25 protein-coding genes are annotated in these 22,547 nt (G+C 64.2%); 17 read left to right on the forward strand and 8 right to left on the reverse strand.

All coding sequences use genetic code 11. From position 1 onward, the window contains the following. Positions 1-32 precede the first annotated feature (32 nt). From ACPEE1_RS07730 to cobT, 5 genes are all read left to right on the forward strand, one after another. On the forward strand, positions 33-818 hold the full coding sequence (locus tag ACPEE1_RS07730) for a HipA family kinase (protein WP_423936411.1): 786 nt from the start codon (positions 33-35) through the stop codon (positions 816-818). Further along, the gene (locus tag ACPEE1_RS07735) at positions 805-1,209 is read left to right on the forward strand and encodes a DUF3037 domain-containing protein (protein WP_116925842.1); all 405 of its coding nucleotides are present in this window, start codon (positions 805-807) and stop codon (positions 1,207-1,209) included. The genes ACPEE1_RS07730 and ACPEE1_RS07735 overlap by 14 nt, the downstream gene beginning before the upstream one ends. Further along, entirely contained in the window at positions 1,206-2,660 is a 1,455-nt protein-coding gene (locus ACPEE1_RS07740; protein WP_423935842.1) for a cobyric acid synthase, read from the forward strand. The genes ACPEE1_RS07735 and ACPEE1_RS07740 overlap by 4 nt, the downstream gene beginning before the upstream one ends. A 124-nt stretch (positions 2,661-2,784) precedes the next feature. Next, complete coding sequence (locus tag ACPEE1_RS07745; protein ID WP_021025181.1) at positions 2,785-3,222, forward strand: hypothetical protein; 438 nt, start codon at positions 2,785-2,787, stop codon at positions 3,220-3,222. 149 nt (positions 3,223-3,371) lie between these two features. Then, positions 3,372-4,454 carry a nicotinate-nucleotide--dimethylbenzimidazole phosphoribosyltransferase gene (gene cobT, locus ACPEE1_RS07750; protein ID WP_116925844.1) on the forward strand — a complete coding sequence of 361 codons (1,083 nt, stop codon included), beginning with the start codon at positions 3,372-3,374 and terminating at the stop codon, positions 4,452-4,454. Positions 4,455-4,470: 16 nt separating this feature from the next. Here cobT and nth read toward each other — a convergent pair whose 3' ends face one another. Both nth and ACPEE1_RS07760 read right to left on the reverse strand, forming a co-directional pair. Beyond that, positions 4,471-5,124, reverse strand: coding sequence for an endonuclease III (gene nth / locus ACPEE1_RS07755; protein ID WP_116925845.1), 654 nt, complete (start codon positions 5,122-5,124; stop codon positions 4,471-4,473). Between the two features lie 60 nt (positions 5,125-5,184). Beyond that, on the reverse strand, positions 5,185-6,222 hold the full coding sequence (locus ACPEE1_RS07760) for a DUF4105 domain-containing protein (protein ID WP_116925846.1): 1,038 nt from the start codon (positions 6,220-6,222) through the stop codon (positions 5,185-5,187). Positions 6,223-6,382: 160 nt separating this feature from the next. Between ACPEE1_RS07760 and ACPEE1_RS07765 the strand changes: the two genes are divergently transcribed. The 3 genes from ACPEE1_RS07765 to ACPEE1_RS07775 all read left to right on the forward strand — a co-directional run bounded on the left by ACPEE1_RS07765 (position 6,383) and on the right by ACPEE1_RS07775 (position 8,622). Continuing rightward, positions 6,383-7,579, forward strand: coding sequence for a PLP-dependent aminotransferase family protein (locus tag ACPEE1_RS07765; RefSeq protein WP_116925847.1), 1,197 nt, complete (start codon positions 6,383-6,385; stop codon positions 7,577-7,579). A gap of 91 nt (positions 7,580-7,670) precedes the next feature. Further along, the gene (locus tag ACPEE1_RS07770; RefSeq protein WP_116925848.1) at positions 7,671-7,886 is read left to right on the forward strand and encodes a SlyX family protein; all 216 of its coding nucleotides are present in this window, start codon (positions 7,671-7,673) and stop codon (positions 7,884-7,886) included. A gap of 172 nt (positions 7,887-8,058) precedes the next feature. Further along, positions 8,059-8,622, forward strand: coding sequence for a DUF2721 domain-containing protein (locus ACPEE1_RS07775; protein WP_116925849.1), 564 nt, complete (start codon positions 8,059-8,061; stop codon positions 8,620-8,622). A gap of 40 nt (positions 8,623-8,662) precedes the next feature. Here the strand turns inward: ACPEE1_RS07775 and ACPEE1_RS07780 are convergent, their stop codons facing one another. The 3 genes from ACPEE1_RS07780 to ACPEE1_RS07790 all read right to left on the reverse strand — a co-directional run bounded on the left by ACPEE1_RS07780 (position 8,663) and on the right by ACPEE1_RS07790 (position 12,046). Further along, positions 8,663-10,030: a hypothetical protein gene (locus tag ACPEE1_RS07780; protein ID WP_423935845.1), complete on the reverse strand. Its 1,368-nt coding sequence runs from the start codon at positions 10,028-10,030 to the stop codon at positions 8,663-8,665. Next, positions 10,027-11,013: an ABC transporter ATP-binding protein gene (locus ACPEE1_RS07785; protein WP_423935847.1), complete on the reverse strand. Its 987-nt coding sequence runs from the start codon at positions 11,011-11,013 to the stop codon at positions 10,027-10,029. The genes ACPEE1_RS07780 and ACPEE1_RS07785 overlap by 4 nt, the downstream gene beginning before the upstream one ends. A 130-nt stretch (positions 11,014-11,143) precedes the next feature. Further along, positions 11,144-12,046 carry an HTH-type transcriptional regulator ArgP gene (locus tag ACPEE1_RS07790; RefSeq protein WP_116925851.1) on the reverse strand — a complete coding sequence of 301 codons (903 nt, stop codon included), beginning with the start codon at positions 12,044-12,046 and terminating at the stop codon, positions 11,144-11,146. A 70-nt stretch (positions 12,047-12,116) separates the two neighbouring features. Here ACPEE1_RS07790 and ACPEE1_RS07795 point away from each other — a divergent pair, with 70 nt between their 5' ends. Both ACPEE1_RS07795 and ACPEE1_RS07800 read left to right on the forward strand, forming a co-directional pair. After that, positions 12,117-12,779, forward strand: a complete 663-nt coding sequence (locus tag ACPEE1_RS07795; protein WP_182342947.1) for a LysE/ArgO family amino acid transporter — start codon at positions 12,117-12,119, stop codon at positions 12,777-12,779. A 269-nt stretch (positions 12,780-13,048) separates the two neighbouring features. Beyond that, positions 13,049-13,480 (forward strand): hypothetical protein, encoded by a 432-nt coding sequence (locus ACPEE1_RS07800; RefSeq protein WP_260720003.1) that lies wholly within the window; start codon positions 13,049-13,051, stop codon positions 13,478-13,480. A gap of 56 nt (positions 13,481-13,536) precedes the next feature. On the opposite strand, the gene ACPEE1_RS07805 is transcribed toward ACPEE1_RS07800, so the two are convergent. Continuing rightward, on the reverse strand, positions 13,537-13,803 hold the full coding sequence (locus ACPEE1_RS07805) for a DUF3820 family protein (RefSeq protein WP_116925997.1): 267 nt from the start codon (positions 13,801-13,803) through the stop codon (positions 13,537-13,539). A gap of 206 nt (positions 13,804-14,009) precedes the next feature. On the opposite strand from ACPEE1_RS07805, the gene ACPEE1_RS07810 reads away from it, so the two are divergent. Both ACPEE1_RS07810 and ACPEE1_RS07815 read left to right on the forward strand, forming a co-directional pair. Further along, the gene (locus ACPEE1_RS07810) at positions 14,010-14,798 is read left to right on the forward strand and encodes a MetQ/NlpA family ABC transporter substrate-binding protein (protein ID WP_423935850.1); all 789 of its coding nucleotides are present in this window, start codon (positions 14,010-14,012) and stop codon (positions 14,796-14,798) included. A gap of 180 nt (positions 14,799-14,978) precedes the next feature. After that, positions 14,979-16,280 (forward strand): UDP-N-acetylglucosamine 1-carboxyvinyltransferase, encoded by a 1,302-nt coding sequence (locus ACPEE1_RS07815; RefSeq protein ID WP_260720001.1) that lies wholly within the window; start codon positions 14,979-14,981, stop codon positions 16,278-16,280. 77 nt (positions 16,281-16,357) lie between these two features. On the opposite strand, the gene ACPEE1_RS07820 is transcribed toward ACPEE1_RS07815, so the two are convergent. Then, positions 16,358-17,269 (reverse strand): EamA family transporter, encoded by a 912-nt coding sequence (locus ACPEE1_RS07820; protein WP_260719999.1) that lies wholly within the window; start codon positions 17,267-17,269, stop codon positions 16,358-16,360. Between the two features lie 101 nt (positions 17,270-17,370). Between ACPEE1_RS07820 and ACPEE1_RS07825 the strand changes: the two genes are divergently transcribed. Next, positions 17,371-17,844, forward strand: a complete 474-nt coding sequence (locus ACPEE1_RS07825) for an Lrp/AsnC family transcriptional regulator (protein WP_182342941.1) — start codon at positions 17,371-17,373, stop codon at positions 17,842-17,844. A gap of 39 nt (positions 17,845-17,883) precedes the next feature. Here the strand turns inward: ACPEE1_RS07825 and ACPEE1_RS07830 are convergent, their stop codons facing one another. Next, on the reverse strand, positions 17,884-18,606 hold the full coding sequence (locus ACPEE1_RS07830; protein ID WP_423935853.1) for a hypothetical protein: 723 nt from the start codon (positions 18,604-18,606) through the stop codon (positions 17,884-17,886). 350 nt (positions 18,607-18,956) lie between these two features. Here ACPEE1_RS07830 and thrS point away from each other — a divergent pair, with 350 nt between their 5' ends. The 4 genes from thrS to rplT all read left to right on the forward strand — a co-directional run bounded on the left by thrS (position 18,957) and on the right by rplT (position 22,427). Next, complete coding sequence (gene thrS, locus ACPEE1_RS07835; RefSeq protein WP_116925857.1) at positions 18,957-20,888, forward strand: threonine--tRNA ligase; 1,932 nt, start codon at positions 18,957-18,959, stop codon at positions 20,886-20,888. An 86-nt stretch (positions 20,889-20,974) separates the two neighbouring features. Next, the gene (infC, locus tag ACPEE1_RS07840) at positions 20,975-21,592 is read left to right on the forward strand and encodes a translation initiation factor IF-3 (RefSeq protein WP_021025159.1); all 618 of its coding nucleotides are present in this window, start codon (positions 20,975-20,977) and stop codon (positions 21,590-21,592) included. Between the two features lie 245 nt (positions 21,593-21,837). Then, positions 21,838-22,041, forward strand: a complete 204-nt coding sequence (gene rpmI, locus ACPEE1_RS07845; RefSeq protein ID WP_021025158.1) for a 50S ribosomal protein L35 — start codon at positions 21,838-21,840, stop codon at positions 22,039-22,041. A gap of 26 nt (positions 22,042-22,067) precedes the next feature. After that, the gene (rplT, locus tag ACPEE1_RS07850) at positions 22,068-22,427 is read left to right on the forward strand and encodes a 50S ribosomal protein L20 (protein WP_021025157.1); all 360 of its coding nucleotides are present in this window, start codon (positions 22,068-22,070) and stop codon (positions 22,425-22,427) included. Positions 22,428-22,547 lie beyond the last annotated feature (120 nt).

A 22,547-nucleotide genomic window follows, 5' to 3' on the forward strand; every position in this document is an offset into this window, starting at 1 on the left:
TACCATTTGGTATGGATTTACAAACTTTGCAACTGCGCACCGTCTTGGTCGAGCGCTATGTGACGCCGCTGCGCGAGGGCGGCTCAATGCCGGCCGTCGTCGAGGCGGACGATCTGGGCCTGTATGTGCTCAAGTTCCGGGGCGCTGGTCAGGGCGTGCGCGCGCTGATGGGCGAGCTCATTTGCGGCGGCATCGCCCGCGCGCTGGGCCTGCCGCTGCCCGAGCTGGTGCTGGCCCTGCTGCACGCCAAGCTCGCGCAAACCGAGCCCGACCCCGAGATCCAGGACCTGATCCGGGCCAGTGATGGCCTCAATGTTGGGCTGGATTACCTGCCCGGCTCGGTCAATTTTGACCCGGCCGTCGATGCGGTGAGCATTGACTTCGCCTCGCGCCTGGTCTGGTTCGATGCGCTGGTCAGCAATGTGGACCGCACGGCCCGCAACACCAATATGCTGATGTGGCAGCGCAAGCCCTGGCTGATTGACCACGGCGCGACCCTGACCTTCCACCATGCCTGGGATGGCACGGTGGCCGACCCGGCCAAGCCCTTTGCGCCGATTGCCGACCATGTGCTGCTGGCCCAGGCCAGCCAGCTGGCCGAGGTGGACGAGGCCATGGCCGCACAACTGACCGAGCCGGTGCTGAGCGCCATTCTGGCCACGGTGCCCGACTGCTTTTTAGCCAAGGCGGCCGAGGACCGCAATAGCCCGCTGCTGGCCGATCCGCAGGCGCACCGCGCCGCCTATGTGAATTATTTTCTGGCCCGCCTGCAAGCGCGTGGCCGCTGGTTGCAAGGAGCCATCGATGCACGCGCATGATGTGTATGACTACGCTATCGTGCGCGTGGTGCCCCGGGTCGAGCGGGAGGAGTTCATCAACGCCGGCGTGATTGTGTCCTGCCAGCGCAGCGGCTATCTGCAGGCAGCGATGGCGCTCGATGAGGCGCGGCTGCTGGCGCTCGATCCAGAAGTCGATCTGCAGGCCGTCTACCGCCACCTGGGCAGCATTGTCGCTATCTGCGCCGGCGTGCCCGAGGCCGGGCCCATCGGCCAGCTGCCATACCGCGCGCGCTTCCACTGGCTGACGGCCAAGCGCAGCAGCATGATCCAGACTTCGCCCGTGCACACGGGGCTGTGCGCCGATGCGGGCTCGGCGCTGGAGCGCATCATGGCGCGCATGGTGCTGCCGCTGGGCAGCGTGCAGCGATGAGCGCGCGCTGCATCATGGTGCTGGGCACCAGCAGTGGCGCGGGCAAAAGCTGGGTGGCCACGGCGCTGTGCGCCTGGTACCGGGCCCAGGGCTACAAGGTGGCGCCCTTCAAGGCGCAGAACATGAGCAACAACGCCCGCGTGGTGGCCACGCCGGATGGCCAGTGGGGCGAGATTGGCACCGCCCAGTACCTGCAGGCGCTCGCCGCAGGCGCCGTGCCCGATGTGCGCATGAATCCGTTGTTGCTCAAGCCCGAGGCCGACACGCGCAGCCAGGTGGTGCTGTTTGGCCAGGTGGACGAGGCGCTGTCCAAAATGCCCTGGCGCGGCCGCAGCCTCCAGGTGTGGCCGCAGATCGCGCAGGCGCTCGATGCGCTGCGCGCCGAGAACGATGTGGTGGTGATCGAGGGAGCTGGGTCGCCCGCCGAGATCAATCTGCACAGCAGCGATGTGGTCAATATGCGCGTGGCGCGCCACTGCGATGCGCATTGCCTGCTGGTGGCCGATATCGACCGGGGCGGGGCCTTTGCCCACCTCTACGGCACCTGGGCGCTGCTGCCGCCCGAGGAGCAAAGCCTCATCCAGGGCTTTGTGCTCAACAAGTTTCGGGGCGATGCGGCCTTGCTGGCGCCGGCGCCGCAGATGCTGCAAGACATGACTGGTGTGCCCACGGTGGCCTGCATTCCGATGCAGTTCCAGCACGGCCTGCCCGAAGAAGACGGCGTGTTTGACGACCGGGGCAGTGGTGGTGCCGGGCAACCGGTGCACACCTGCATCGCCATCGTCGCCTACCCGCGCATCAGCAACCTCGACGAGTTCCAGCCGCTGCTGCAACTGCCAGGCGTGCGTGTGGTCTGGGCCCGCACGCCCGCGCAGCTGAGCGATGCGGACTGGGTGATTCTGCCGGGCAGCAAGGCCACCGCTGCCGATCTGGCCTGGATGCGCCAGCAGGGGCTGGATGCGGCTGTCGCCCGCCATGCGCAGGCGGGCAAACGGGTGCTGGGCATTTGCGGCGGCCTGCAGATGCTGGGCGAGGCGCTCGTCGATCTGCATGGCGTGGACGGCAATGCCGCCGGCCTGGGCCTGCTGCCGCTGGTGACGTTGTTTGCGCAGCAAAAGAATGTGCAGCCCACGCGCCTGCTGCTGCCTGCCGTGCAGGCGCCCTGGCAGGCCTTGAGCGGCCTGGTGGTGACGGGTTATGAAATCCACCACGGCCAGACCGAACTGCGCCCCGACATGCAGGCCGGCGCCGCCCAGCCCGCGCAGGAGCTGCTGCCCGGCCTGCTGTGGCAGGGCGGGGCGCCGCAGGTGCTGGGTACCTATGTGCATGGCCTGTTCGAGAATGCCACTGTCATCCATGCGCTGTTTGGCCACGATGCGCCCAGCCTGGACCAGGTCTTTGCGCGCATGGCCCAAGGGGTGGGCGAGTGGTTTGGAGGCCGCCTACCCTGAGTGGGCGGGGCCTTTGCCTGTAGGCCAAATATTGCAAGCACTGGCGGATTGGGCCGATAGGGGTGCGCTTGCAGCGCAGGCATGCTGTTTGTGTTGCTTCCCATCACCGATAAGGATGATCGCTATGAAAAACATGTTCCGCCAGTCTTTGCAAATGGCCGCGATGGCCCTCGCGCTGGGTACCGCCGGCTATGCCAGCGCCCAATCGGCACCGCCCCCTCCACCACCGCCTGCCAAGCACATGAAGCCCATGCCGCATGGCCCGCACGGTGCCCACCACAAGCGCGGTGAAATGCGCGGCGATGCCCGCGCCAACGCCGATGTGGCCGAAGGCAGCTCTAACGCCCGCGAAGCGGCAGCCGCTCGCCAGGCCGCACGCCAGGGCCAGTTGACCGATCCGGGTTCCAGCTTCCGCGAAAACGCCACCGCACGCTGCGCCGTCTTCAAGACCGATGAAGACCGCCGTGCCTGCGTCGGCCGCGTGGCCCAGGGCCAGGACAGTGGCTCGGTGCAAGGCGGTGGCATCTTGCGCGAGTACACCTATACGGTGCCTGCCAAGTAAGCCGACTGATCTAGTCCATCAACGCTCTGCCCAGCTTTTGCTGCGCAGAGCGTTTTTGCATGGTTTGTGCGCGCCGGGCTGCAAACCGGGGCGGGCAGCGCGATACTGGCGGCTTGGCGTATCACCGTGCCCCGTTCTCTAGCTTGACCATGTCCGAATCCTCGTTCTCCCCGCTCATCCCTTCCATTGCCTCGATTGAGGACGCCGCCTTTCGCCAGCAAGTGCAGCAGCTGCTGGACAACAAGACCAAGCCGCTGGGCTCGCTGGGCTTGCTGGAGGCCCTCGCGCTGCGCATCGCCTCCATTCTGGGTAGCACCCAGCCCCGTCTGGCAGACCCCCAGATGGTGGTGTTTGCAGCCGACCATGGCCTGGTGGCGCAGGGCGTGTCGGCCTACCCGGCCGATGTGACCTGGCAGATGGTGGGCAATTTTCTGGCTGGCGGGGCGGCGGTGAGTGTGCTCTCGCGCCAGCATGGCGTGGCGCTGAATGTGGTCGACTGCGGCGTGGCCCGCGATTTTGAACCCCAGACCGATGCGTTGCCCCCAGGCACGCCGCGCCTGTGGCTGCGCAAGGTGGCTCCGGGCACGCAAGACAGCAGCCTGGGCCCGGCGATGGACATGGCGCAGTGCGAAGCGGCCATTGCCAATGGCCGCGCGCTGCTGCAGGCCTTGCCCGGCAATGCCTTGCTGCTGGGTGAGATGGGCATTGGCAACACCTCGAGCGCGTCGCTGCTGTTGGCGCGGCTGTGCAACCTGGATGTGGAAACCGTCACCGGCGCAGGTACCGGGCTGAGCGGCGAGGGCGTAGCCCGCAAGGCCGCCGTGCTGCGCCGGGTGCTGGCGCGCCATGCCGATGTGCACGAGCCCCTGGCCGTGCTGGCCGCGATGGGCGGGCTGGAAGTGGCCACAATGGTGGGCGCGGTGCTGCAGGCTGCGCTGGAGCGCCGCGTGATCGTGGTCGATGGCTTTATCACCAGCGCGGCCGTGCTGGTGGCCTCACGCCTGCAGCCCGCCGTGCTGGAGCGCTGCGTCTATGCCCACCGCTCGGGCGAGCCCGGCCATAGCCACTTGCTGGCGGCCTTGCAGGCCCAGCCTTTGCTCGACTGGCAGCTGCGCCTGGGCGAAGGCTCGGGTGCGGCGCTGGCCTGGCCGCTGCTGGAGTCGGCCTGCGCGATGCTGCGCGACATGGCCAGCTTTGCATCGGCGGGTGTCAGCACCCAGAGCAACGCTTGATGCCTTGCCGCTGCGATCAGCGCAGCGCGCCTTGCGGTGGTGGTGTCTTGGGCGAGAAATCGCAGTAGCTGCTGACCAGGCATTCCCAGCAGCGCGGCTTGCGCGCCTGGCAGACATAGCGGCCCAGCAGGATCAGCCAGTGGTGCGAATCGACGGCATAGTCGTCCGGCACGCGCTGCATCAGCTGCTTTTCCACCTCCAGCGGGTTCTTGCCGGGCGCCAGGCCGGTGCGGTTGCTGACGCGGAAGATATGGGTGTCCACCGCCATCGTCGGCTGGCCAAAGGCCACATTGAGCACCACATTGGCGGTCTTGCGGCCCACGCCGGGAAGCGCTTCGAGCGCCTCGCGCGTATCGGGCACCTGGCCGCCATGGCGTTCCACCAGAATGCGGCAGGTTTCCATCAGATGCTTGGCCTTGCTGCGGTACAGGCCGATGGTCTTGATATAGCCCTCCAGGCCTTCCAGCCCCAGCGCCAGCATGGCCTGGGGCGTGTTGGCGACCGGAAAGAGCTTGCGGGTGGCCTTGTTCACGCCCACATCGGTTGCCTGGGCCGACAGCAGCACGGCAGCGAGCAGCTCGAACACCGAGGTGTATTCCAGCTCGGTCTGGGGCGAAGGATTGGCCGCCTTCAAGGTGGCGAAGAAGGGTTGGATATCAGCGGTTTTCATCGTGTTGTTGTGCAGGCTCGGCTGCCATTATCTGGTAAGGCCTGAGCCTGGGTCCCTGCATCAGGGCTGCAGCGGCGCCTGCGGCACGCCCTGGCGGATGGCGGCCGAGAAATCCTCACCCGGGCGCACTGCCTTGGCGCGGGCGTTGATGTGCGCGGCCTCATGGATGGCCTCAAAGTCATGCGGGCGGGCGAGGGCGCCCAGGCTGTCCACATACTGGGGCAGGTAGCCGCTGGCCAGCAGGCGCCAGTCCATCGGCAGGCCTGGCACGATGCGGCGCACCATCTCGAACACGATGGTGGTGCAGTTGGCAAACAGCGTGTGGTAGAACTGCGGCGTCTCGACCAGCGCATTGGCCTTGTCCACATAGGCGATGAACAGCGAGCGCATCGCAGCGCGCGGCATGGCGACGCTGTAGAGGTAGACCTCTTCCCCGCGCATATTGCTGCGCACGCGCAGGATGTCGTGCTCATCGGCGGCGACCAGGCTTTGCTCGAACTGCTTGAAAAAGCCGCCTACGGCCGAGAACTGCTCGCCGCGCTCCTTGCGGATCTCCACCGAGAAGGTCAGGTAGCGGCGCGGGCCCTTGCCATCGTCAAAGCCAAAGGACACCAGGGTGTGGGCAATGGCCGGCCCCATCCAGTACGAGGTGCTCATGTCCACCGAGACGAGCTGGCGCAGGTCATAGTTGCGGTCTTCCCAGCGCGGGGTCGCCTTGCTTGCGGTCTGCCAGTCAAAATTGCGCACATTGTGCAGCTGCACCAGGTCGCCCTGCACTGTGCCCGACAGCTGCTGGGCTACATCCGGCGCCCATTTGCGCGTGTTGGACGGCTGGATGCTGGCCCACCAGGCCAGGATGCCCGCCAACAGCAGACCATAGATCAGCAAACCCCGGGGCGCACGCTGCTGCCACAGCAGGAAGATGCAGTACAGGCCCACCCCCACCCAGACCCCCAGCAGCAGACCCCGGGCCGAGCCCGACTTGACCGACTGTGCCAGCTGAAACCACAGCGCCCCGCAGGCCCAGACAACGCCTGCGAGCATGAGCAGCGAGGCCAGCAATTTGACCAAAACAATAAAGAAAGCGGCGATGCGCATGGTGACAAAATCCTTTGGACCGCAAGCATAGTCGATAGGAGAGGCCAATGGCGGGCTCAGGGATGCCAGAGCGACGCATGGGGCCGGTAAAAAGTAGCAAAATGCCAAGGCGGCCGGTCGCTCGACCTGGCTGCGCTTTTTTGATTTGAGAGAACACTCCATGACACTGCGCTTTGCCTCCCGCCTCGACAATGTCGAGACGTCCGCCATCCGTGAACTGTTCAAGCTGCTGGGCAAGCCCGGCATCATCAGTTTTGCCGGGGGCTTTCCGGATGCAGCCATGTTCGATGTGGAAGGGGTGCGCGAGGCCGCCAATGCGGCGCTGACCGAGGAGCCGGGCGCCGCGCTGCAGTACGGTGCGACCGAGGGCTACCAGCCGTTTCGCGAGCAGATCGTCGGTCTGATGGCCGCCAAGGGCGTGCAGTCGCTGACGCCCGAGCAGCTCATCGTCACCACCGGCAGCCAGCAGGCGCTGGACCTGCTGGGCAAGACCATGATCTCGCCCGGCGACAAGGTGATCGTCGAGGGCCCGACCTTTCTGGCCACGATCCAGTGCTTTCGCCTCTATGGCGCCGAAGTCATCAGCGCCCCCACCGATGAAAACGGCGTCATCCCCGAAGCGCTGGAGCAACTGATTGCCGAGCACCAGCCCAAGCTGGTCTACCTGATCCCCACCTTTGGCAACCCCAGCGGCGCGCTGCTGAGCCTGGAGCGCCGCCGCCAGGTTCTGGAGATGGCCGTGCGCCACCAGACCCTGGTGGTCGAGGACGATCCCTATGGCGACCTGTATTTTGATGCGCCGCCGCCGCCCAGCATGCTGGCGCTGTCGGACAGCGTGCCCGGCAGCCGCGACTACCTGGCCCACTGCGGCAGCATGAGCAAGGTGCTCAGCCCCGGCCTGCGCCTGGGCTGGCTGATTGCGCCGGCCGAGCTGCTGGGCAAGTGCGTGATGTGCAAGCAGTTCAGCGATGCGCATACCAGCACCTTCAGCCAGGCCACCGCCGCCCAGTACCTCAAAGCCGGCCGCATGCCCGCCACCTTGGACCGCGTGCGCACCACCTACGCGGCGCGCAGCAAGGCCATGGGCGAGGGTCTGCGCAGCCAGCTGGGCGATGCCGTGCGCTTTGTGCAGCCGCTGGGCGGCATGTTCATCTGGGTGCAGCTGACGGGCGCCCGAGGCCAGGAGACGGACGGCAATGCGCTGGCCAAGCGCGCCATCGAGCAGGGCGTGGCCTTTGTGCCCGGCACGCCGTTCTTCGCGCAGAACCCCGATACCTCGACCCTGCGCCTGTCGTTTGCCACCGCCGATATCGCGCGCATCGAAGAGGGCATTGCCCGTCTGGCCAAGGCGCTGTAAGCGTTGTTGACACCCCAACGCCGGCATGTGCGCTGTCACATGCCGGCGTTATTCTTTGCCTCGCCCGCCCCGTTTTTAGCCAGGAGCCGCCATGTCCACCCTCGAACCCCTGCAGCAGCGCCTTGAAGCCTTGGAGATCAAGTCCGCCTATGCCGACGACCTGCTCGAAGAGCTGAACCTGACGATATACAAGCAGCAGCAGCAGATCGACCGCCTGCTGCACCTGGTCAAAGACCTGCAGCAGCGCATGCCCGAGACCGGATCTGTTGCGCCAGGTGCACGCGACGAGCTGCCGCCGCACTACTGAGCACACAATTTGCTGCAAATCAGCCCAGAAACAGGGCGGAAAAGGTATTAGGGTTTGCACCTATTTGGTGCGAGAATGTTGGCTTGAATTTTGCAGTGTTCATTGCAGGCGTTGCAGCCTGCACAAGGCGTGTGCTGCAGCGCAGTTTGTCCACCATCTCTGCCCTAACACCATGTCCATCGACGTCAGCAACATCACCCACAGCATCCAGCTGGCTGTGGCTCCCGTTTTCTTTCTCACCGGGGTGGCGGGCATGATTGGCGCCGTCGCCGGCCGGCTCGCGCGCATCATCGACCGGGGCCGCGTGCTCGAAGACCGCATGATGGCCTCCAAGGACGAGGACTATGTGCAGCGCTCCTTGCTGGAGCTGAACTTTCTGCGCCGCCGCGGGCGCCTGGCCAATCTCTGCATTGGTTTGCTGACCTTGTGCGGCGCGCTGATTGCGCTGACCATCATCTTGCTGTTCGTCGGCCAGACCACCAAGACCGAGATCGACGCCAACAGCTGGTCGCTGGCAGCCATGTTCAGCTTTGGCCTGGGCGTGGTCAGCTTTGTCTCGGCGCTGTGCTGCTTCATGGTCGAGACCATGATGGCCACGCAGCTGCTGAACTTCCATCCGCTGCGCCAGCCGGCCACGATTCCCTGCATGGCCGCGTCCCAGGCGGCTGCCGCTGCGGCCCCGCGCAAAGCAGGGGCCGAGCCCAGCCGCCACGATGCCTTCATGCCCCAGGCCTGAGGCTGGCAGCGGCCCGCCTTAGCAGGCGGTGGATAGGTGCCTAAAGCGCAAAGATATCGTCCTTCGCCGCGCTGCGGGGCGTGATGGCCTTGAGGCGCCACACCAGCGCTACGGCCAGCACGGCCAACTGCACCAGCATACCGCTCCAGGCGAGCCAGCCCAGCGCCGGCGCATGCTGGAAGTTGGACGACAGGCGCGGGTCAAAGGCGCCAAACAGCGGCTCGAACAGCGGCGCCAGCCCCAGTGACCAGAACATGGCCGGCAGCAGGGCGCTGAGCACAAAGACCACCAGCAAGGTCATGCCCAGCGGCGAGCGGCTGCTTTTGCGCAGCGAGAACACCAGGTAGATGCCGCAGTCGCGCAGCACATGCAGCAGCACCATGAAGGCCAGCGGGCCCAGTTGGGAGCGTTTGGACAGCGGGTCGGCATTCCACAACAGGTAGGCTGGCAGCAGCACCGCAAATGCCATGCACCAGCTGATCGGCCACAGTGGCATGTTCTGCCAAAAGCGCCGCCACTGGCCGTGCTGCGCGCTATAGAGCAGGGCGCGCCAGCGCTGCGCCACCTGGCTCTCGAGCGCAGCGGCGTAGTAGGTTACCAGCGCCAGCAGCAGCATGCCGGTCAGCGCCCGGCCGGTGCCGCTGGGCACCAGGCCCACGAGCAGCAGACAGCCCGCCGCATTGCCCAGCGCCCAGGCCCAGGGCGTGGTGGGCACCGACAGCTGCATGGACATGGCCCGCCACAGCGCCAGCAGACCCAGCAGCAAACTGGCGGCCGCGAAAATCAGCAGCAGCGCGCCCGAGCCCAGATGCAGGCCCCACCAGGCGCCGCCACCGTCACCGCCCAGCAGGCTGTCCAGCCCCACCACCAGGCTGCTAACGAGTTGCAGCAGCAGGAACACCAGCACCACCAGCACCCAGACATTGCGGCTCGTGGCCGGTTTGTTGGGATCCATGCTGTAGAGGCGGCTGGCCATCATCGCGCAGTGCAGCGCGCAGGCGCCCACAATGGTGAGGACGAGCACCAGCACGGTCTCGGCCAGCTCGCCCAGCCAGAAGCCGCACAGCAGGGCCGCTGCGGTGCACAGCAGCGCGCCATACCAGGCATAGCTGGGGCCGCCCAGCAGTTTGCCCCAGGCCATGCGCCAGGGGCCCATGGCGCTCATGCGCTGCTGGTCCCAGGTGCGTTCGTTCAGCTCGTCATTGATGCTGGACAGTGCGGTGAAGGTGCCCACGCAGGCGGCCAGCAGGCCTACCAGCGTCATCGCACCCTTGTGCAAATAAACCAGCGGCTGCTTGCCCTCGATCACAAACACGCAGATGGCCAGCATCAGCAAGATGGCCGGCATCAGCACCAGGCGCGCAGGGCTCAGCTCCAGGCTGAGCTGGCGGCGAAATTCCGGATTCATGGCCACTCCTTGGCAAACAGCGCTTGGGGATCAACGGGGGCCTCCAGGCTTTGCTGGTAGCGCTCCTGCAGACTGGTGCGCGCCTCCTGGTAGCCCAGCACCTGCGCGCCGTGGGCCACGAGCTGCTGCAGCAGCTGCACGCGGGCAGCAGTGTCATGCGCAGGCATGCCAATCCACAGGATATGAGAGGCGCTGCCCTCACGGCCCGCACGCATATCGACCAGGCGGTAGCCAGCCAGTGCCAGCTCGGGCTGGGCGAGCGGCGCGGCCAGCTCCAGCTGCATCACCAGCTCGGAGGGCAGGGCGCCGATGCCGCCGGCGCCAGCGACCGCATTCAGGGGCCCGTGGCTGGTGATGCGGCCTTCGCGGATCGACAGGATATGGCTGCAGTACTCGTCAAGCTCGCTCAGGATGTGGCTGGAGACGACCAGGGTCATGCCCTGGGCCTGCAGCTGGCGGAACAGGGTCGAGAGGCTGCTGCGCGCTTCCGGATCGAGCCCGCTGGCGGGCTCATCGAGTAGCAGCACCTGGGGCTCATGGATGATGGCCTGGCCAATGGCCACGCGCTGGCGCTGGCCACGCGAGAGATTGCGCGTGGCATGGCCCAGCTTGGCCGTCAGCGCCAATTGCTCGGCCACGGCATGCACGCGCGCGGTGGCTGCCTGGCGGCTCAGGCCCTGGCTTTCGGCGGCGTACTGCAGGCACTGGGCCACGCTCAGGGTCTCGTAGAGCCCGAAGAAATCCGACAGATAGCCCATGCACTGGTGGGCGCGGCGGGGCGCTTGCTGCACATCAATGCCTGCCACCCGGGTGCTGCCGCTCAGCGGCGCTTCCAGCCCGGTAATGCAGCGCAGCAAGGTGGATTTGCCCGCGCCATTGGGCCCCACCAAGGCGGTGACGGTGCCCGCCTCGATCTGCAGGCTCACGCCATGCAGCGCGCGGTGGCCGGGGTAGTCGACGATGAGATCCTGCACCTCAATCATGCTGTGCTCTTTCTAATGAAAACCATGGAGTCCTCCCTCTGCGGCAGCGCCCAGGTAGGCCGGTGCTGCCGCTGCCAGCATCATAGGCGCACCAGCCTGCGCCTTGCTGACAACCCCAGGGCAGCAAGGCTCAAGCCGCAGGCGTGAGCACGCGGCTGGCTGCGCGCATGACGCAGTCCGTCAACCGGGCCAGGCTGGTCTGCGCGCTGCGCGGCAGCGCCCAGTACAGCGGCACGTCCAGCGGGGTGTCGGGCACCAGCGGCACCAGGCTGCCGCGCGCGAGCTGCTCGGCAATCAGCACCGTGGGGTGCATGCCCCAGCCCATGCCGATCTCGCAGGCACGCACATAGCCCTGGTTGGATGGCAGAAAATGCCGGGGACCGCTGCCGCGCGAGGCCATGCCCTGGGCCTGCAGCCACTGGTCCTGCAGCCGGTCCTTGCGGTCAAAGGTCATGATGGGCGCCTGGGCCAGCGCCTGGGTGCTCACCCCGTCTGCAAAGTAACGCGTCATAAAGCCGGGGCTGGCCGCTGCCACATAGCGCATCGTGCCCAGCGGCCAGCTGTTGCAGCCCGGAATCTGGCCGCTGGTGCCGGTCACTGCGCCCAGCACCGCCCCTTCGCGCAGCGCCTGGGCGGTGTGGTCCTGGTCGTCCACGCGCAAATCCAGCAGCTCGTTGCCCGAGGCGGTGAATTCGGCCATCGCATCCATGAACCAGGTCGAGAGCGAGTCGGCATTGACAGCCAGCTTGATGGTGGGCGCGACCGGCGCGTCGGGCAGCAGATCGGGGTTGCTGCGGCGCAGGGCGTTTTCCAGCAAGGCCACCTGCTCGAGGTGCAGGCACAGACGCAGGCCGGCCTCGGTGCCGGTGCAGGGATTGCCGCGCTGCACCAGCACCTGGCCGCTGCGCTCCTCGAGCTGCTTGATGCGCTGCGACACCGCCGATGGGGTGACATGGAGTTTCTTGGCGGCGCGCTCGAAGCTGCCCTCGCGCACCACGGCCGCCAGCGCGGCCAGTCCCAGGTAGTCCAGCATTTAGTTTTGCTTCATTTGACTAAGATTGTTTAATTTTACTTATTTAGTGGTGCGCCGCACAATAGCCGCCATGTGGACAACAAGCATGACTTCTACCTGGCTGGCCGGTTTCACGGTCTGCCTTTCTTTGATCGTCTCGATCGGTGCGCAAAACCTCTATGTGCTGCGCCAGGCCGTGAGCGGCGAGCATGTACGCGCCTGCGTCGCCTGGTGCGTGTTCAGCGATGCGTTGCTGATCGGTATTGGCGTGGCCGGCATGGCCCAGGTGCTGGGGGATTCGCCCACCCTGGCCTACTACCTCACCTTGGGCGGCGCACTGTTTTTGCTGGCCTATGGCCTGATGGCTCTGTGGCGCGCCGCGATGCCCGCTGGCGCAGCGCCTGCTGCCGATGGGGACGGTGCGCCGGCCACGGCGGCCCGGCGCGGCCTGTGGCGCGTGCTGGGTGCGCTGGTCGTCATCACCTTGTTCAACCCCCATGTCTACCTGGACACGGTGGTGCTGGTGGGCTCGATCGGCGCACGCCAGGACGGCAGCCTCAAATGGATCTTTGTGCTGGGTGCGGCCAGTGCGAGTCTCGCCTGGTTTGTGATGCTGGCCAGCGCCGGCCGGCGCCTGCAAACGCTGTTTGCCAAGCCCCAGGCCTGGCGCGTGATGGACGGCTTTACCGGCGTGATGATGCTGGCGCTGGCCTGGTGGGTATACAGCGGGCTCGGCAGCATCGCAGCGGCCTGAGCCAGGCGATAGCGGGCGGCGCCCAAGGTCTTGTAGATCAAGCCCTGCCGCTGGCTTGCTCTACAATATTTATAGCTGCGCGCTACGCATAACGAATAACCAAAGCCGAGCCATACCGCTGCAAGCCGTGCCTACAAGCACTTGAATTTGCAGCGTTTCCCCTCATGTACCCAGGGTAGGCAAGCAGGCACCCCGCCTGTGGCCCCGGCCTTTTATTTGGAAATTTCGTAGTGAACCCCTCTTTTCGCACCTCTGCATCCGTTCTTGCTTTGACCATTGCTGGTCTGGTTCTGCCAGGCCTGGCCCACGCCAAGCGCATGGGCGGCGGTGTCAAGCGTCCCGCAGCCACGCAAAAGGCGGCCCCTGCACCGGCAGCCAAGCCTGCGACACCAGCCGCCGCTGCACCCGCGGCCGCTCCAGCAGCGGCTGCAGCCCCTGCCGCTGCGGCACCGGCCGCCGCGGCACCGACCGCTGGCGGCTCCAGCATGATGGGCACCATGGGCGCAGCTGCCGTGGGCGCCGTTGCTGGCACGATGGCCGGCAGTGCCATGGCGGGCGCCATGGGCGGTGACAAGGGCAAGGAAGAAGCCGCTGCCAAGGAAGCCGAAGCCAAGAAGGCAGAGGCCGAAGCGGCGGCGCTGCAAAAGCAGGCCGATGATGCCAAGGCCAAGGCCGACGCAGCCCGCTCTGCCGTCAAGTAAAGCAGCTTCTCAACAACCTGAACCCACCCGCAGCTGCTGGCAGCCTGCGGGTTTTTTCATTTTCGCGGAGGCTGTCCAGCTGCCTGCCCGCTCGCCTGCAGGCTGGCGCGCAGAGGGTGCAGCAACTCGCCCAGGCCGTTGTGGTCGATCTCGTGCATCAGTGCCAGCAGCCGGCCCAGATCGCCTTTGGGAAAGCCCTCCCGCGCAAACCAGTTGAGGTAATTGCCTGGCAGGTCCGCAATGGCGCGGCCCTGGTACTTGCCAAAAGGCATGGGGGTGGTGAGCAGGCGCAGCAGCTGATCGGGGTCAAACGGGCTAGACATGGCCCAGAGCATAGCGCGGCCGGCGCCCGGCGGCTGCCCGGACTGTGGCTTTGGGCCATAAAGATCAATTTCTTTATAACCAAATCTCTTTATATTCTTTGATCGATATGCCAATCAAGGCTAGACTTGCACCATCTTGGTTCAGTCCCATCAAGAAAAAATCCATGTGTTGCCCGGGCTGGTCTTTCTCATCTGTTCAAAACACCATGTTCAAAAAAACGCTTTCCGTTCTTGCCATCGCGGCCCTGGCCGTGTCTGCCCACGCTGCTGATGTGGTGCTGAAAGTGGCGGCCTCGCCGGTGCCACATGCCGAAATCCTCAATTTCATCAAGCCCAAGCTCAAGGCTGAGGGTGTGGATCTGCAAGTGCGCGAGTTCAGTGACTACATCCAGCCCAATGCGGCGGTGGAAGACAAGCAGCTCGATGCCAACTTCTTCCAGCACCAGCCTTACCTGGACAGCTACAACAAGGACCGCAAGAGCTCGCTGGTGCAAGTGCCCAATGGCAAGGTGCATGTGGAGCCCTTTGGCGCCTACTCCAGCAAGATCAAGAACATCAAGGACCTGAAGGACGGCGCCACCGTGGCCATCCCCAATGACCCGTCCAACGGCGGCCGCGCCTTGCTGTTGCTGCAAAAGCACGGCCTGATCGAGCTCAAGGACGCCTCCAAGCTGACTTCAACGCCGCTGGACATCGCCAAGAACCCCAAGAAGCTCAAGTTCAAGGAGCTCGAAGCGCCGCTGCTGCCGCGCGCGCTCGGTGACGTGGATCTGGCCCTGATCAACACCAACTACGCGATCGAAGCCAAGCTCAACCCCACGAAGGACGCGCTCTTTATCGAAGGCGCCGATTCGCCCTACACCAACATCATTGCCGCCCGTGCAGACCGCGCCAATGACGAGGCGATTACCAAGCTGACCCGTGCGCTGCATGGCGACGATGTGAAGAAATTCATCCTGGAGAAGTACAAGGGCGCCGTCGTCCCCGCATTCTGATCGGCAAGTGAGCTGCTCTGGCAGGGCATAACACCATCCCGCACATTTTGTTGACGGGTATTTACAAAAGGCACTCCAACCGAGTGCCTATTGTTGTTTTGGACGCTGTACCATGCAGGGTCGGCCCGGATAGCGCACACTGCCACGGGCCACTCCAGAATTCGCGACCTCCCCCCATCCATGTCCAAACTCATCGTGCACGGCGGCACCCCTTTGCAGGGCCGCATCATTCCCTCGTCCAACAAGAATGCCGTTTTGCCTGTGCTGTGCGCGACGTTGTTGACGGCCCAGCCCCTGGTGCTCCATGGCGTTCCGGACATCACCGATGTGCGCAAGATCCTGGACATCTTCGGCAAGCTCGGCTCCAGCGTGCAGATGGACTACGCCAGCGGCGTGCTCCAACTGCACCACCACGACACGCATTTTGATGCCTGCAAGCACCACCTGCCCGAGGAAATGCGCTCGTCCATCATGCTGGTGCCGCCGCTGCTGGCCCGCTTTGGCGTGGCGCGGCTGGAGGACAATGTCAAGGGCTGCACCCTGGGCGTGCGCGAGATCGATCCGCACATCGAGGTGTTCCGCCGCTTTGGCGGCCGCGTGGAGCATGGCGAGGGGTCGCTCATCGTGCGCTGCGATGGCCCGCTGCAGGCCACCCAGCACTGGCTCGACTATGCCTCGGTCACCACCACCGAAAACTTTGTGCTGTGCGCGGCCACGGCCAAGGGCAGCTCGGTGCTGACCAATGCCGCCTGCGAGCCGCATGTGCAGGAGTTCTGCCGCTTCATGGTGATGCTGGGCGCCAGGATCGAGGGCATTGGCACCTCGCGCCTGACGGTGCATGGCGTCGAGCAGCTGGGCGGCGGCGAGTTCCATTTTGAGGAAGACTTCCACGAGATCACCACCTTCTTGGCGTTGGGCGCGATCACCGGCGGCGATGTGCAGGTGCGCAACCGAACCCCCGACAACTTCCCGCTGATCGACCGCACCTTTGCCAAGTTTGGCGTGCAGATCGAGCACAAGGATGGCTGGTCGCGCGCCATCCGCAAGGGCCCGCTCAAGGTCGAGACGCCGTTTACCCGCAATGTGCTGACCAAGGTCGAGGCCGCACCCTGGCCGTACTTCCCGGTCGATCTGCTGCCGATCTTCATCGCGCTGGGTGTGCGCGCCGAAGGCAATGCGATGTTCTGGAACAAGGTCTATGACGGCGCCCTGGGCTGGACCGGCGAGCTGTCCAAGTTCGGTGCCCATGTGTTCTCGTCCGACCCGCACCGCATCGTCACGCTGGGCGGCAACCCGCTCAGCCCCGCCGTGGTGGAGAGCCCCTACATCATCCGCGTGGCCATTGCCTTGTTCATGGTTGCCGCCAGCATTGAAGGGCGCTCCGAGATTCGCAATGCCGCGCCGATCAAGCGCGCGCACCCGCGCTTTGTCGAGAACCTGCAAAGCCTGGGCGCCAAGGTGGAGTGGGCGGGCGAGAACTAAGCTGCTTCCATCCCAATACCCAAGCGCTTGCCGACTATGCGGCAGGCGCTTTTTTCATGGGCGGGTGGGTGGCGTGCTCAGGCGACGGCCTGGCCTTCGGTCTTGGGCGCTGCCGCCTGCGGCGGGGCAGAGGGCTTGGCCGTCAGCGCGCTGCCCATCGCTGCAAACATGATCAGTCCAATGGCTGACCACTGGGTTGCGGTTAGCAGCTCGCCCAGCACCAGCATGCCGGCAATGGCTGCAATGGCCGGCTCGGTGGCGAGCATGGTGGAAAAGGCCCCAGAGCTCAGACGCTTGAGCGCAAACATCTCCAAGGTGTAGGGAATGGCGCTGGAGACAGCGGCCACTGCCAGGCCATAGAGCAGGATCGAGGGCTGCAGCAGCTTGGCGCCGGCCTCGGCAATGCCAAAGGGCACCACCACAATGGCGGCAGTCAGCAGTGCCAGTGACACCACCATGCCGCCATGCATATGGCCGGCGCGCTTGCCCAGCACGATGTAGCCGGCCCAGCAGGCCGAGGCCAGGATCGCAAAGCACAGGCCCACCGGGTCGAGCGCGGCAGTCTGCACACCAAACATCGGCAGCACCAGCAGCAAAAACAGGCCCAGCGCCGCCAAGCCCAGCCAGACCAGATCGAGCAGCCGGCGCGAGGTCCACACCGCCACCGACAGAGGGCCGACAAACTCGATGGCCACCGTCACGCCAAAGGGCAGGCGCTTGATGGCCATGTAAAACAGCAGGTTCATGAGCCCCAGCACCACGCCAAAGATCGCAATCTGCCCCAGGTGCGCCTTGGTAGGCCCAAAGCGCCAGGGGCGCCAGATGAGCAGCAGCAGCAATGCCGAAAAGCCCACGCGCAACGCAGTAGTGCCCTGGGCGCCGACAACGGGGAACAGGTGTTTGGCAAAGCTGGTGCCCAGGCACAGCGCGCTGACCGAGCCCAATACGGCCAAGGAGGGCAGCAGCCGCTGCCAGAGAGAATCTTGCATGGCCGAGATAATATTGCAGCTGGGCGAAGTAAATTGCTCGAAAAATCGGTGCCAAATGCAAGTTTCGCTCTTGCTGCGCACTCCCCCTCCAGGCCCTCGCGATGAACGCTGAACTCGATTCCTTCGACCTGGCCATTTTGGCCATCCTGCAGCGCGACAACCTGCGCCCCCAGCGCGAGGTGGCCGAGCAGGTGAACCTGTCACCGGCTGCCGTGCAGCGCCGCATCCGCCGTCTGCAAGACAGCGGTGTGATTGCGGCCAATACCGCACAGCTCAGCCCCGAGGCGCTGGGCCGGCCGCTGACGATCTTTATCGAGGTGCAGCTGGTCAATGAGCTCGATGCGCTGACCCAGGGCTTCCGCGCCCGGGTGGCGGCTGAGACGGCGGTGCAGCAGTGCTATGCCGTCACCGGCCAGACGGACTACCTGCTGGTGGTGACTGCGCGTGACATGCAGGAGTACCAGGCGATCACCCAGCGGCTGTTTGACGGCGATCAGAATATCCAGCGCTTCAACACCTCGATTGCGCTGGCCACGCTCAAGCGCAGCCTGCATCTGCCGCTGCCCGCGCGATAAGCGCCAGGTTCAGTAAATGGGGCGGGTGAGGAGGGCGCGTTAATGCGCCACCGCCTGCACCGGCAGAAACTGCAGCAAGCTGCCGCCGGCCAGCCCCTGCACATAGCCAATCACCGCGCGGCGGTATTTCTCGGATACGACATCGGCCATCAGGTCATTGCGGGCAATCATCTTGCCAAATTCGCGCTCGAAGCTCAGGTTGCGCTCGCTGGCATTGAGCTCGTTGCTCAGCAGCATGGTTTGGCCATTGCCCAGCTTGCGGTGGGTGAGCATCCAGTTGGCAATCTCCAGGTTGCGCGACGCGTTGTAGACCGCCTGGGCATCGAGCCCATGGATCAGGTAGAAGGTGGTGCGGCCGCCATAGGCGGTGATCAGCATGTCGGCCGTGGCCCAGGTGAAGGCGGCCACCCGGTCGCCGGCAAACTCGGGCGCCAGCGCCATGCTCATGCCGGCAATGTCGCGTTGATCCAACAGTTCGGGCCAGGGGTGCTGGTTTTCGATCGCCTCGCGCACGGCCTTCATCGCCGCCTCGCGGTTGTCAAAACCGCCCTTGCGCCACTCCTGCGGATTGCGGCGGTAGAGCTTGTCCATCAGCACATACAGGCTTTGCAGGTTGGCGCGCATGCTCAAGGTGGCCATGCGGTTCACATCGGACTGGCCCCACTCCTGGGCCTGCATATCGCGTTCGGGGACTTTGCCACGGGTGGCGGGGGTGCTGGAGCAGCCCCCTTGCAGCAATAACGCAGCCAGGCAGGCGGACATTCCAACAGATCGGGCGTAGCGATAGGGCATATCTAATCGTCAAGGTCTGCTATCGTTTTGATTATGGCAAGCCCGTTGGCGCCCGGATTGCGGGAAGACCAGCAGATTGCATCAGAATGTGGGAAAATGACAGTCGTTTTAGATTCCATCCACTGGTAAGAGCGAGAAAGGCAACATCGGTTATGACACCGCGAACTACAACCACTTGGGGTTTGACTGGCCAGTAAGGCCGGTGGTTCGCGCCTGTACGACGATTTCGTCTCCTCACACCAAAGCGCGGACAAGCTCCGCGCTTTTTGCTTTTCTGGCAGCGCGGCTTGGTAAAAGCTCACGATTATTTAGGATTTCTCATGGTTCAAATTACGCTTCCCGATGGCTCCAAGCGCGACTACCCGGGCCCCGTGTCGGTGGCCGAGGTCGCTGCATCGATTGGCGCTGGCCTGGCCAAGGCCGCGCTGGCTGGCAAGGTAGGTCTGGGCGACAACGCCAAGGTGGTGGACACCAGCTTTGTCATTGACCGCGACATGCCGCTGTCCATCGTGACGGCCAAGGATGCCGATGGTCTGGAAGTGATCCGCCACTCCACCGCCCACTTGCTGGCCTACGCCGTCAAGGAGCTGTTCCCGGAAGCCCAGGTCACCATCGGCCCGGTGATCGACAACGGTTTCTACTACGACTTCGCCTACAAGCGCCCCTTCACGCCCGAAGACCTGGTGGCGATCGAAAAGCGCATGACCGAGCTGGCCAACAAGGACGAGCCCGTGGTGCGCCGCGTGCTGCCGCGTGACGAAGCCGTGGCCTACTTCAAGGGCCTGGGTGAGAACTACAAGGCCGAGATCATTGCCTCCATCCCCAGCAATGAAGATGTGAGCCTGTACCGCGAAGGCGCGTTCGAAGACCTGTGCCGTGGCCCCCACGTGCCCAGCACCGGCAAGCTCAAGCATTTCAAGCTGATGAAGGTGGCCGGTGCCTACTGGCGCGGCGACCACAACAACGAGATGCTGCAACGCATCTACGGCACGGCCTGGGCCAGCAAGGACGATCTGCAGCAGTACCTGACGATGCTCGAAGAGGCTGAAAAGCGCGACCACCGCAAGCTCGGCCGCGAACTCGACCTGTTCCACATCGACGAGCATTCGCCCGGCACCGTGTTCTGGCACCCCAAGGGCTGGTCGATCTGGCAGGAAGTCGAGCAGTACATGCGCAAGGTGTACCGCGACAACGGCTACCAGGAGGTCAAGGGCCCGCAGATCCTGGACAAGACCTTGTGGGAGAAGACCGGCCACTGGGACAAGTACCGCGAGAACATGTTCACGACCGAATCGGAAAAGCGCGAGTACGCGCTCAAGCCGATGAACTGCCCCGGCCACATCCTCATCTACAAGCAAGGCATCAAGAGCTACCGCGATCTGCCGCTGCGCTTTGGTGAGTTTGGTGCCTGCCACCGCAACGAGCCTACCGGCTCGCTGCACGGCATCATGCGCGTGCGCGCCTTCACGCAAGATGACGGCCACATCTTCTGCCTGCCCGAGCAGATCCAGGCCGAGGTGACCGCGTTCACCGCGCTGCTGCAAAAGGTGTATGCAGACTTTGGCTTCACCAACATCCTCTACCGCCTCTCGACCCGCCCTGAAAAGCGCATCGGCAGCGACGAGAGCTGGGATGCGGCCGAAGCGGCGCTGGCCGAAGGCCTGCGCGCCTCGGGTTGCGAGTTCGAGTACCTGCCCGGTGAGGGCGCGTTCTACGGCCCCAAGATCGAGTACACCTTGAAGGACGCGCTGGGCCGTGAATGGCAGTGCGGCACCATCCAGGTCGACCCGAACCTGCCCGAGCGCCTCGATGCCGAGTTCGTCGGCGAAGACGGCGAGCGCCACCGCCCCATCATGCTGCACCGCGCGATCGTGGGCTCGCTCGAGCGCTTCATCGGCATCCTGATCGAGCAGCACGCCGGCGCGCTGCCCGCATGGCTCGCGCCCACGCAGGTGGCCGTGCTCAACATCACCGATGCGCAAGGCGCCTACGTGCAGGAAGTGGCCGACAAACTGCGTAAGGCCTTGCCCAGCCAAGGGCTGCGTGTGGTTACCGATCTGCGCAACGAGAAGATTACGTATAAAATACGGGAGCATTCGTTGCAAAAGCTGCCCTATATTCTTGTCGCTGGCGACAAGGAGAAGGCAGCCGGAGCCGTAGCAGTGCGCGCCCGGGGCGGGAAAGACCTCGGTGTGATGTCCATCGATGCATTCGTCGACTTGATTGCCAAGGACATTGCCGCTAAAGCCTAAGCAGCCTTTTTCTGGTTCGTCAAAGCTTTGGACAGCGTGGACTGCGTTTTGAGCAGCTACGCTGTCGTAGTTTTTAAATTTTTAGGGTGAAAGCCATAGCTACTGAATTCCGTGATCGCCGCCACCGCGAAGAACGCAAACACCGTCTGAATCGTGAGATTCAGGCACCAGAAGTGCGTCTGTCCGGTCCTGATAATGAACCGCTGGGCATCGTGCCGCTGATGGAAGCGCTGCGTATGGCCGGAGAGCTGGACGTTGACCTGGTGGAGATTGTCGCCACGGCCACGCCTCCGGTTTGCCGCCTGATGGACTACGGCAAGTTCAAGTATCTGGAGCAAAAGAAGGCGGCCGAGGCCAAAGCCAAGCAAACCGTCATCGAAATCAAGGAAATCAAGTTCCGCCCCGGTACTGATGATGGCGACTACAACGTCAAGATGCGCAATATCCGCCGCTTCCTGGCCGAAGGCGACAAGGTCAAGGTGACCCTGCGCTTCCGTGGTCGTGAAATCACCCACCAGAACCTGGGCATGGACCTGCTCAACCGCATCCGCGACGAGCTCGCCGACCTGATCCAGGTCGAGCAGTTCCCCAAGCTCGAAGGCCGCCAGATGATCATGATGATCGCTCCGGCGCGCAAGAAGCCCGGTGGCGCTGCAGCTGGCAAGCCGGTCGAGGGAAATTCCTCGCCAGTAGCCACAGCTTAAAGAAGCGGTTAGAATACTGGATTACCGACAAGCGGCTTAGGCCGCTTTCGGTTTTTAGCAGGGTAGCGGCAGTGCTTGCCTGAGTCTGGGGTTTCGGCTCTGGTGCTTAGGATAGGCGCAGCCAACACCTTGCGCATTGATAGAGTAGATCTAATCTAGGTCTGTCACAGAAGTGGCTCGGGGCCAAATCAAGTTTCATCATGGCGATGGAACGCCTCGCGAGCACAAACATAAGGAGCATTCACATGCCCAAAATGAAGACCAAAAGCAGCGCGAAGAAGCGTTTTCGCGTTCGTCCAGGTGGCACCGTCAAGCGCGGTCAAGCCTTCAAGCGTCACATCTTGACCAAGAAGACCACCAAGAACAAGCGCCATCTGCGTGGTGCAACCGCTGTGCATGAGACCAACATGGGTCACATGGCACAAATGTTGCCCGGCATGGGCCTGTAATTCACTGACGAACTAGGAGAAAACACATGCCTCGCGTCAAACGTGGTGTAACGGCACGCGCCCGTCACAAAAAAGTTCTGGCCCTTGCTAAGGGTTTCCGCGGTCGCCGTGGTAACGTCTTCCGCGTTGCCAAGCAAGCGGTAATGAAGGCAGGCCAGTACGCCTACCGTGACCGTCGTACCAAGAAGCGCGTGTTCCGCCAATTGTGGATCGCCCGTATCAATGCCGCTTCCCGTGAACTGGGCCTGACCTACAGCCAGTTCGCCAACGGTCTGAAGAAGGCTGCCATTGAAATCGACCGCAAGATGCTGGCCGATATCGCCGTGCACGACAAGGCTGCTTTTGCAGCTATCGTCGACCAAGTCAAAGCCAAGCTGGCTGCCTAAGGTCACGATCGGTAGTTACTGTTGATTTAGTAGCTGCTGGTGCACACACAGCAAGGGCTAGGGCTTGAAAAGGCGCTAGCCCTTGTTTTTTTATCGCCAGGCTGCTTTTTGGTGGCCCGG

It is taken from the genome of Comamonas sp. 23 (assembly GCF_049601575.1).
GTDB lineage: Bacteria > Pseudomonadota > Gammaproteobacteria > Burkholderiales > Burkholderiaceae_C > Comamonas > Comamonas squillarum.

What these genes read in the sequence shown, in the direction of transcription:
- ACPEE1_RS07735 (WP_116925842.1), top strand. Translation starts at nt 805, where the DNA reads ATGCACGCGCATGATGTGTATGACTACGCTATCGTGCGCGTGGTGCCC.
- ACPEE1_RS07740 (WP_423935842.1), top strand. Translation starts at nt 1,206, where the DNA reads ATGAGCGCGCGCTGCATCATGGTGCTGGGCACCAGCAGTGGCGCGGGC.
- ACPEE1_RS07745 (WP_021025181.1), top strand. Translation starts at nt 2,785, where the DNA reads ATGAAAAACATGTTCCGCCAGTCTTTGCAAATGGCCGCGATGGCCCTC.
- cobT (WP_116925844.1), top strand. Translation starts at nt 3,372, where the DNA reads ATGTCCGAATCCTCGTTCTCCCCGCTCATCCCTTCCATTGCCTCGATT.
- nth (WP_116925845.1), bottom strand. Translation starts at nt 5,124, where the DNA reads ATGAAAACCGCTGATATCCAACCCTTCTTCGCCACCTTGAAGGCGGCC.
- ACPEE1_RS07760 (WP_116925846.1), bottom strand. Translation starts at nt 6,222, where the DNA reads ATGCGCATCGCCGCTTTCTTTATTGTTTTGGTCAAATTGCTGGCCTCG.
- ACPEE1_RS07765 (WP_116925847.1), top strand. Translation starts at nt 6,383, where the DNA reads ATGACACTGCGCTTTGCCTCCCGCCTCGACAATGTCGAGACGTCCGCC.
- ACPEE1_RS07770 (WP_116925848.1), top strand. Translation starts at nt 7,671, where the DNA reads ATGTCCACCCTCGAACCCCTGCAGCAGCGCCTTGAAGCCTTGGAGATC.
- ACPEE1_RS07775 (WP_116925849.1), top strand. Translation starts at nt 8,059, where the DNA reads ATGTCCATCGACGTCAGCAACATCACCCACAGCATCCAGCTGGCTGTG.
- ACPEE1_RS07780 (WP_423935845.1), bottom strand. Translation starts at nt 10,030, where the DNA reads ATGAATCCGGAATTTCGCCGCCAGCTCAGCCTGGAGCTGAGCCCTGCG.
- ACPEE1_RS07785 (WP_423935847.1), bottom strand. Translation starts at nt 11,013, where the DNA reads ATGATTGAGGTGCAGGATCTCATCGTCGACTACCCCGGCCACCGCGCG.
- ACPEE1_RS07790 (WP_116925851.1), bottom strand. Translation starts at nt 12,046, where the DNA reads ATGCTGGACTACCTGGGACTGGCCGCGCTGGCGGCCGTGGTGCGCGAG.
- ACPEE1_RS07795 (WP_182342947.1), top strand. Translation starts at nt 12,117, where the DNA reads ATGTGGACAACAAGCATGACTTCTACCTGGCTGGCCGGTTTCACGGTC.
- ACPEE1_RS07805 (WP_116925997.1), bottom strand. Translation starts at nt 13,803, where the DNA reads ATGTCTAGCCCGTTTGACCCCGATCAGCTGCTGCGCCTGCTCACCACC.
- ACPEE1_RS07810 (WP_423935850.1), top strand. Translation starts at nt 14,010, where the DNA reads ATGTTCAAAAAAACGCTTTCCGTTCTTGCCATCGCGGCCCTGGCCGTG.
- ACPEE1_RS07815 (WP_260720001.1), top strand. Translation starts at nt 14,979, where the DNA reads ATGTCCAAACTCATCGTGCACGGCGGCACCCCTTTGCAGGGCCGCATC.
- ACPEE1_RS07820 (WP_260719999.1), bottom strand. Translation starts at nt 17,269, where the DNA reads ATGCAAGATTCTCTCTGGCAGCGGCTGCTGCCCTCCTTGGCCGTATTG.
- ACPEE1_RS07825 (WP_182342941.1), top strand. Translation starts at nt 17,371, where the DNA reads ATGAACGCTGAACTCGATTCCTTCGACCTGGCCATTTTGGCCATCCTG.
- ACPEE1_RS07830 (WP_423935853.1), bottom strand. Translation starts at nt 18,606, where the DNA reads ATGTCCGCCTGCCTGGCTGCGTTATTGCTGCAAGGGGGCTGCTCCAGC.
- thrS (WP_116925857.1), top strand. Translation starts at nt 18,957, where the DNA reads ATGGTTCAAATTACGCTTCCCGATGGCTCCAAGCGCGACTACCCGGGC.
- rpmI (WP_021025158.1), top strand. Translation starts at nt 21,838, where the DNA reads ATGCCCAAAATGAAGACCAAAAGCAGCGCGAAGAAGCGTTTTCGCGTT.
- rplT (WP_021025157.1), top strand. Translation starts at nt 22,068, where the DNA reads ATGCCTCGCGTCAAACGTGGTGTAACGGCACGCGCCCGTCACAAAAAA.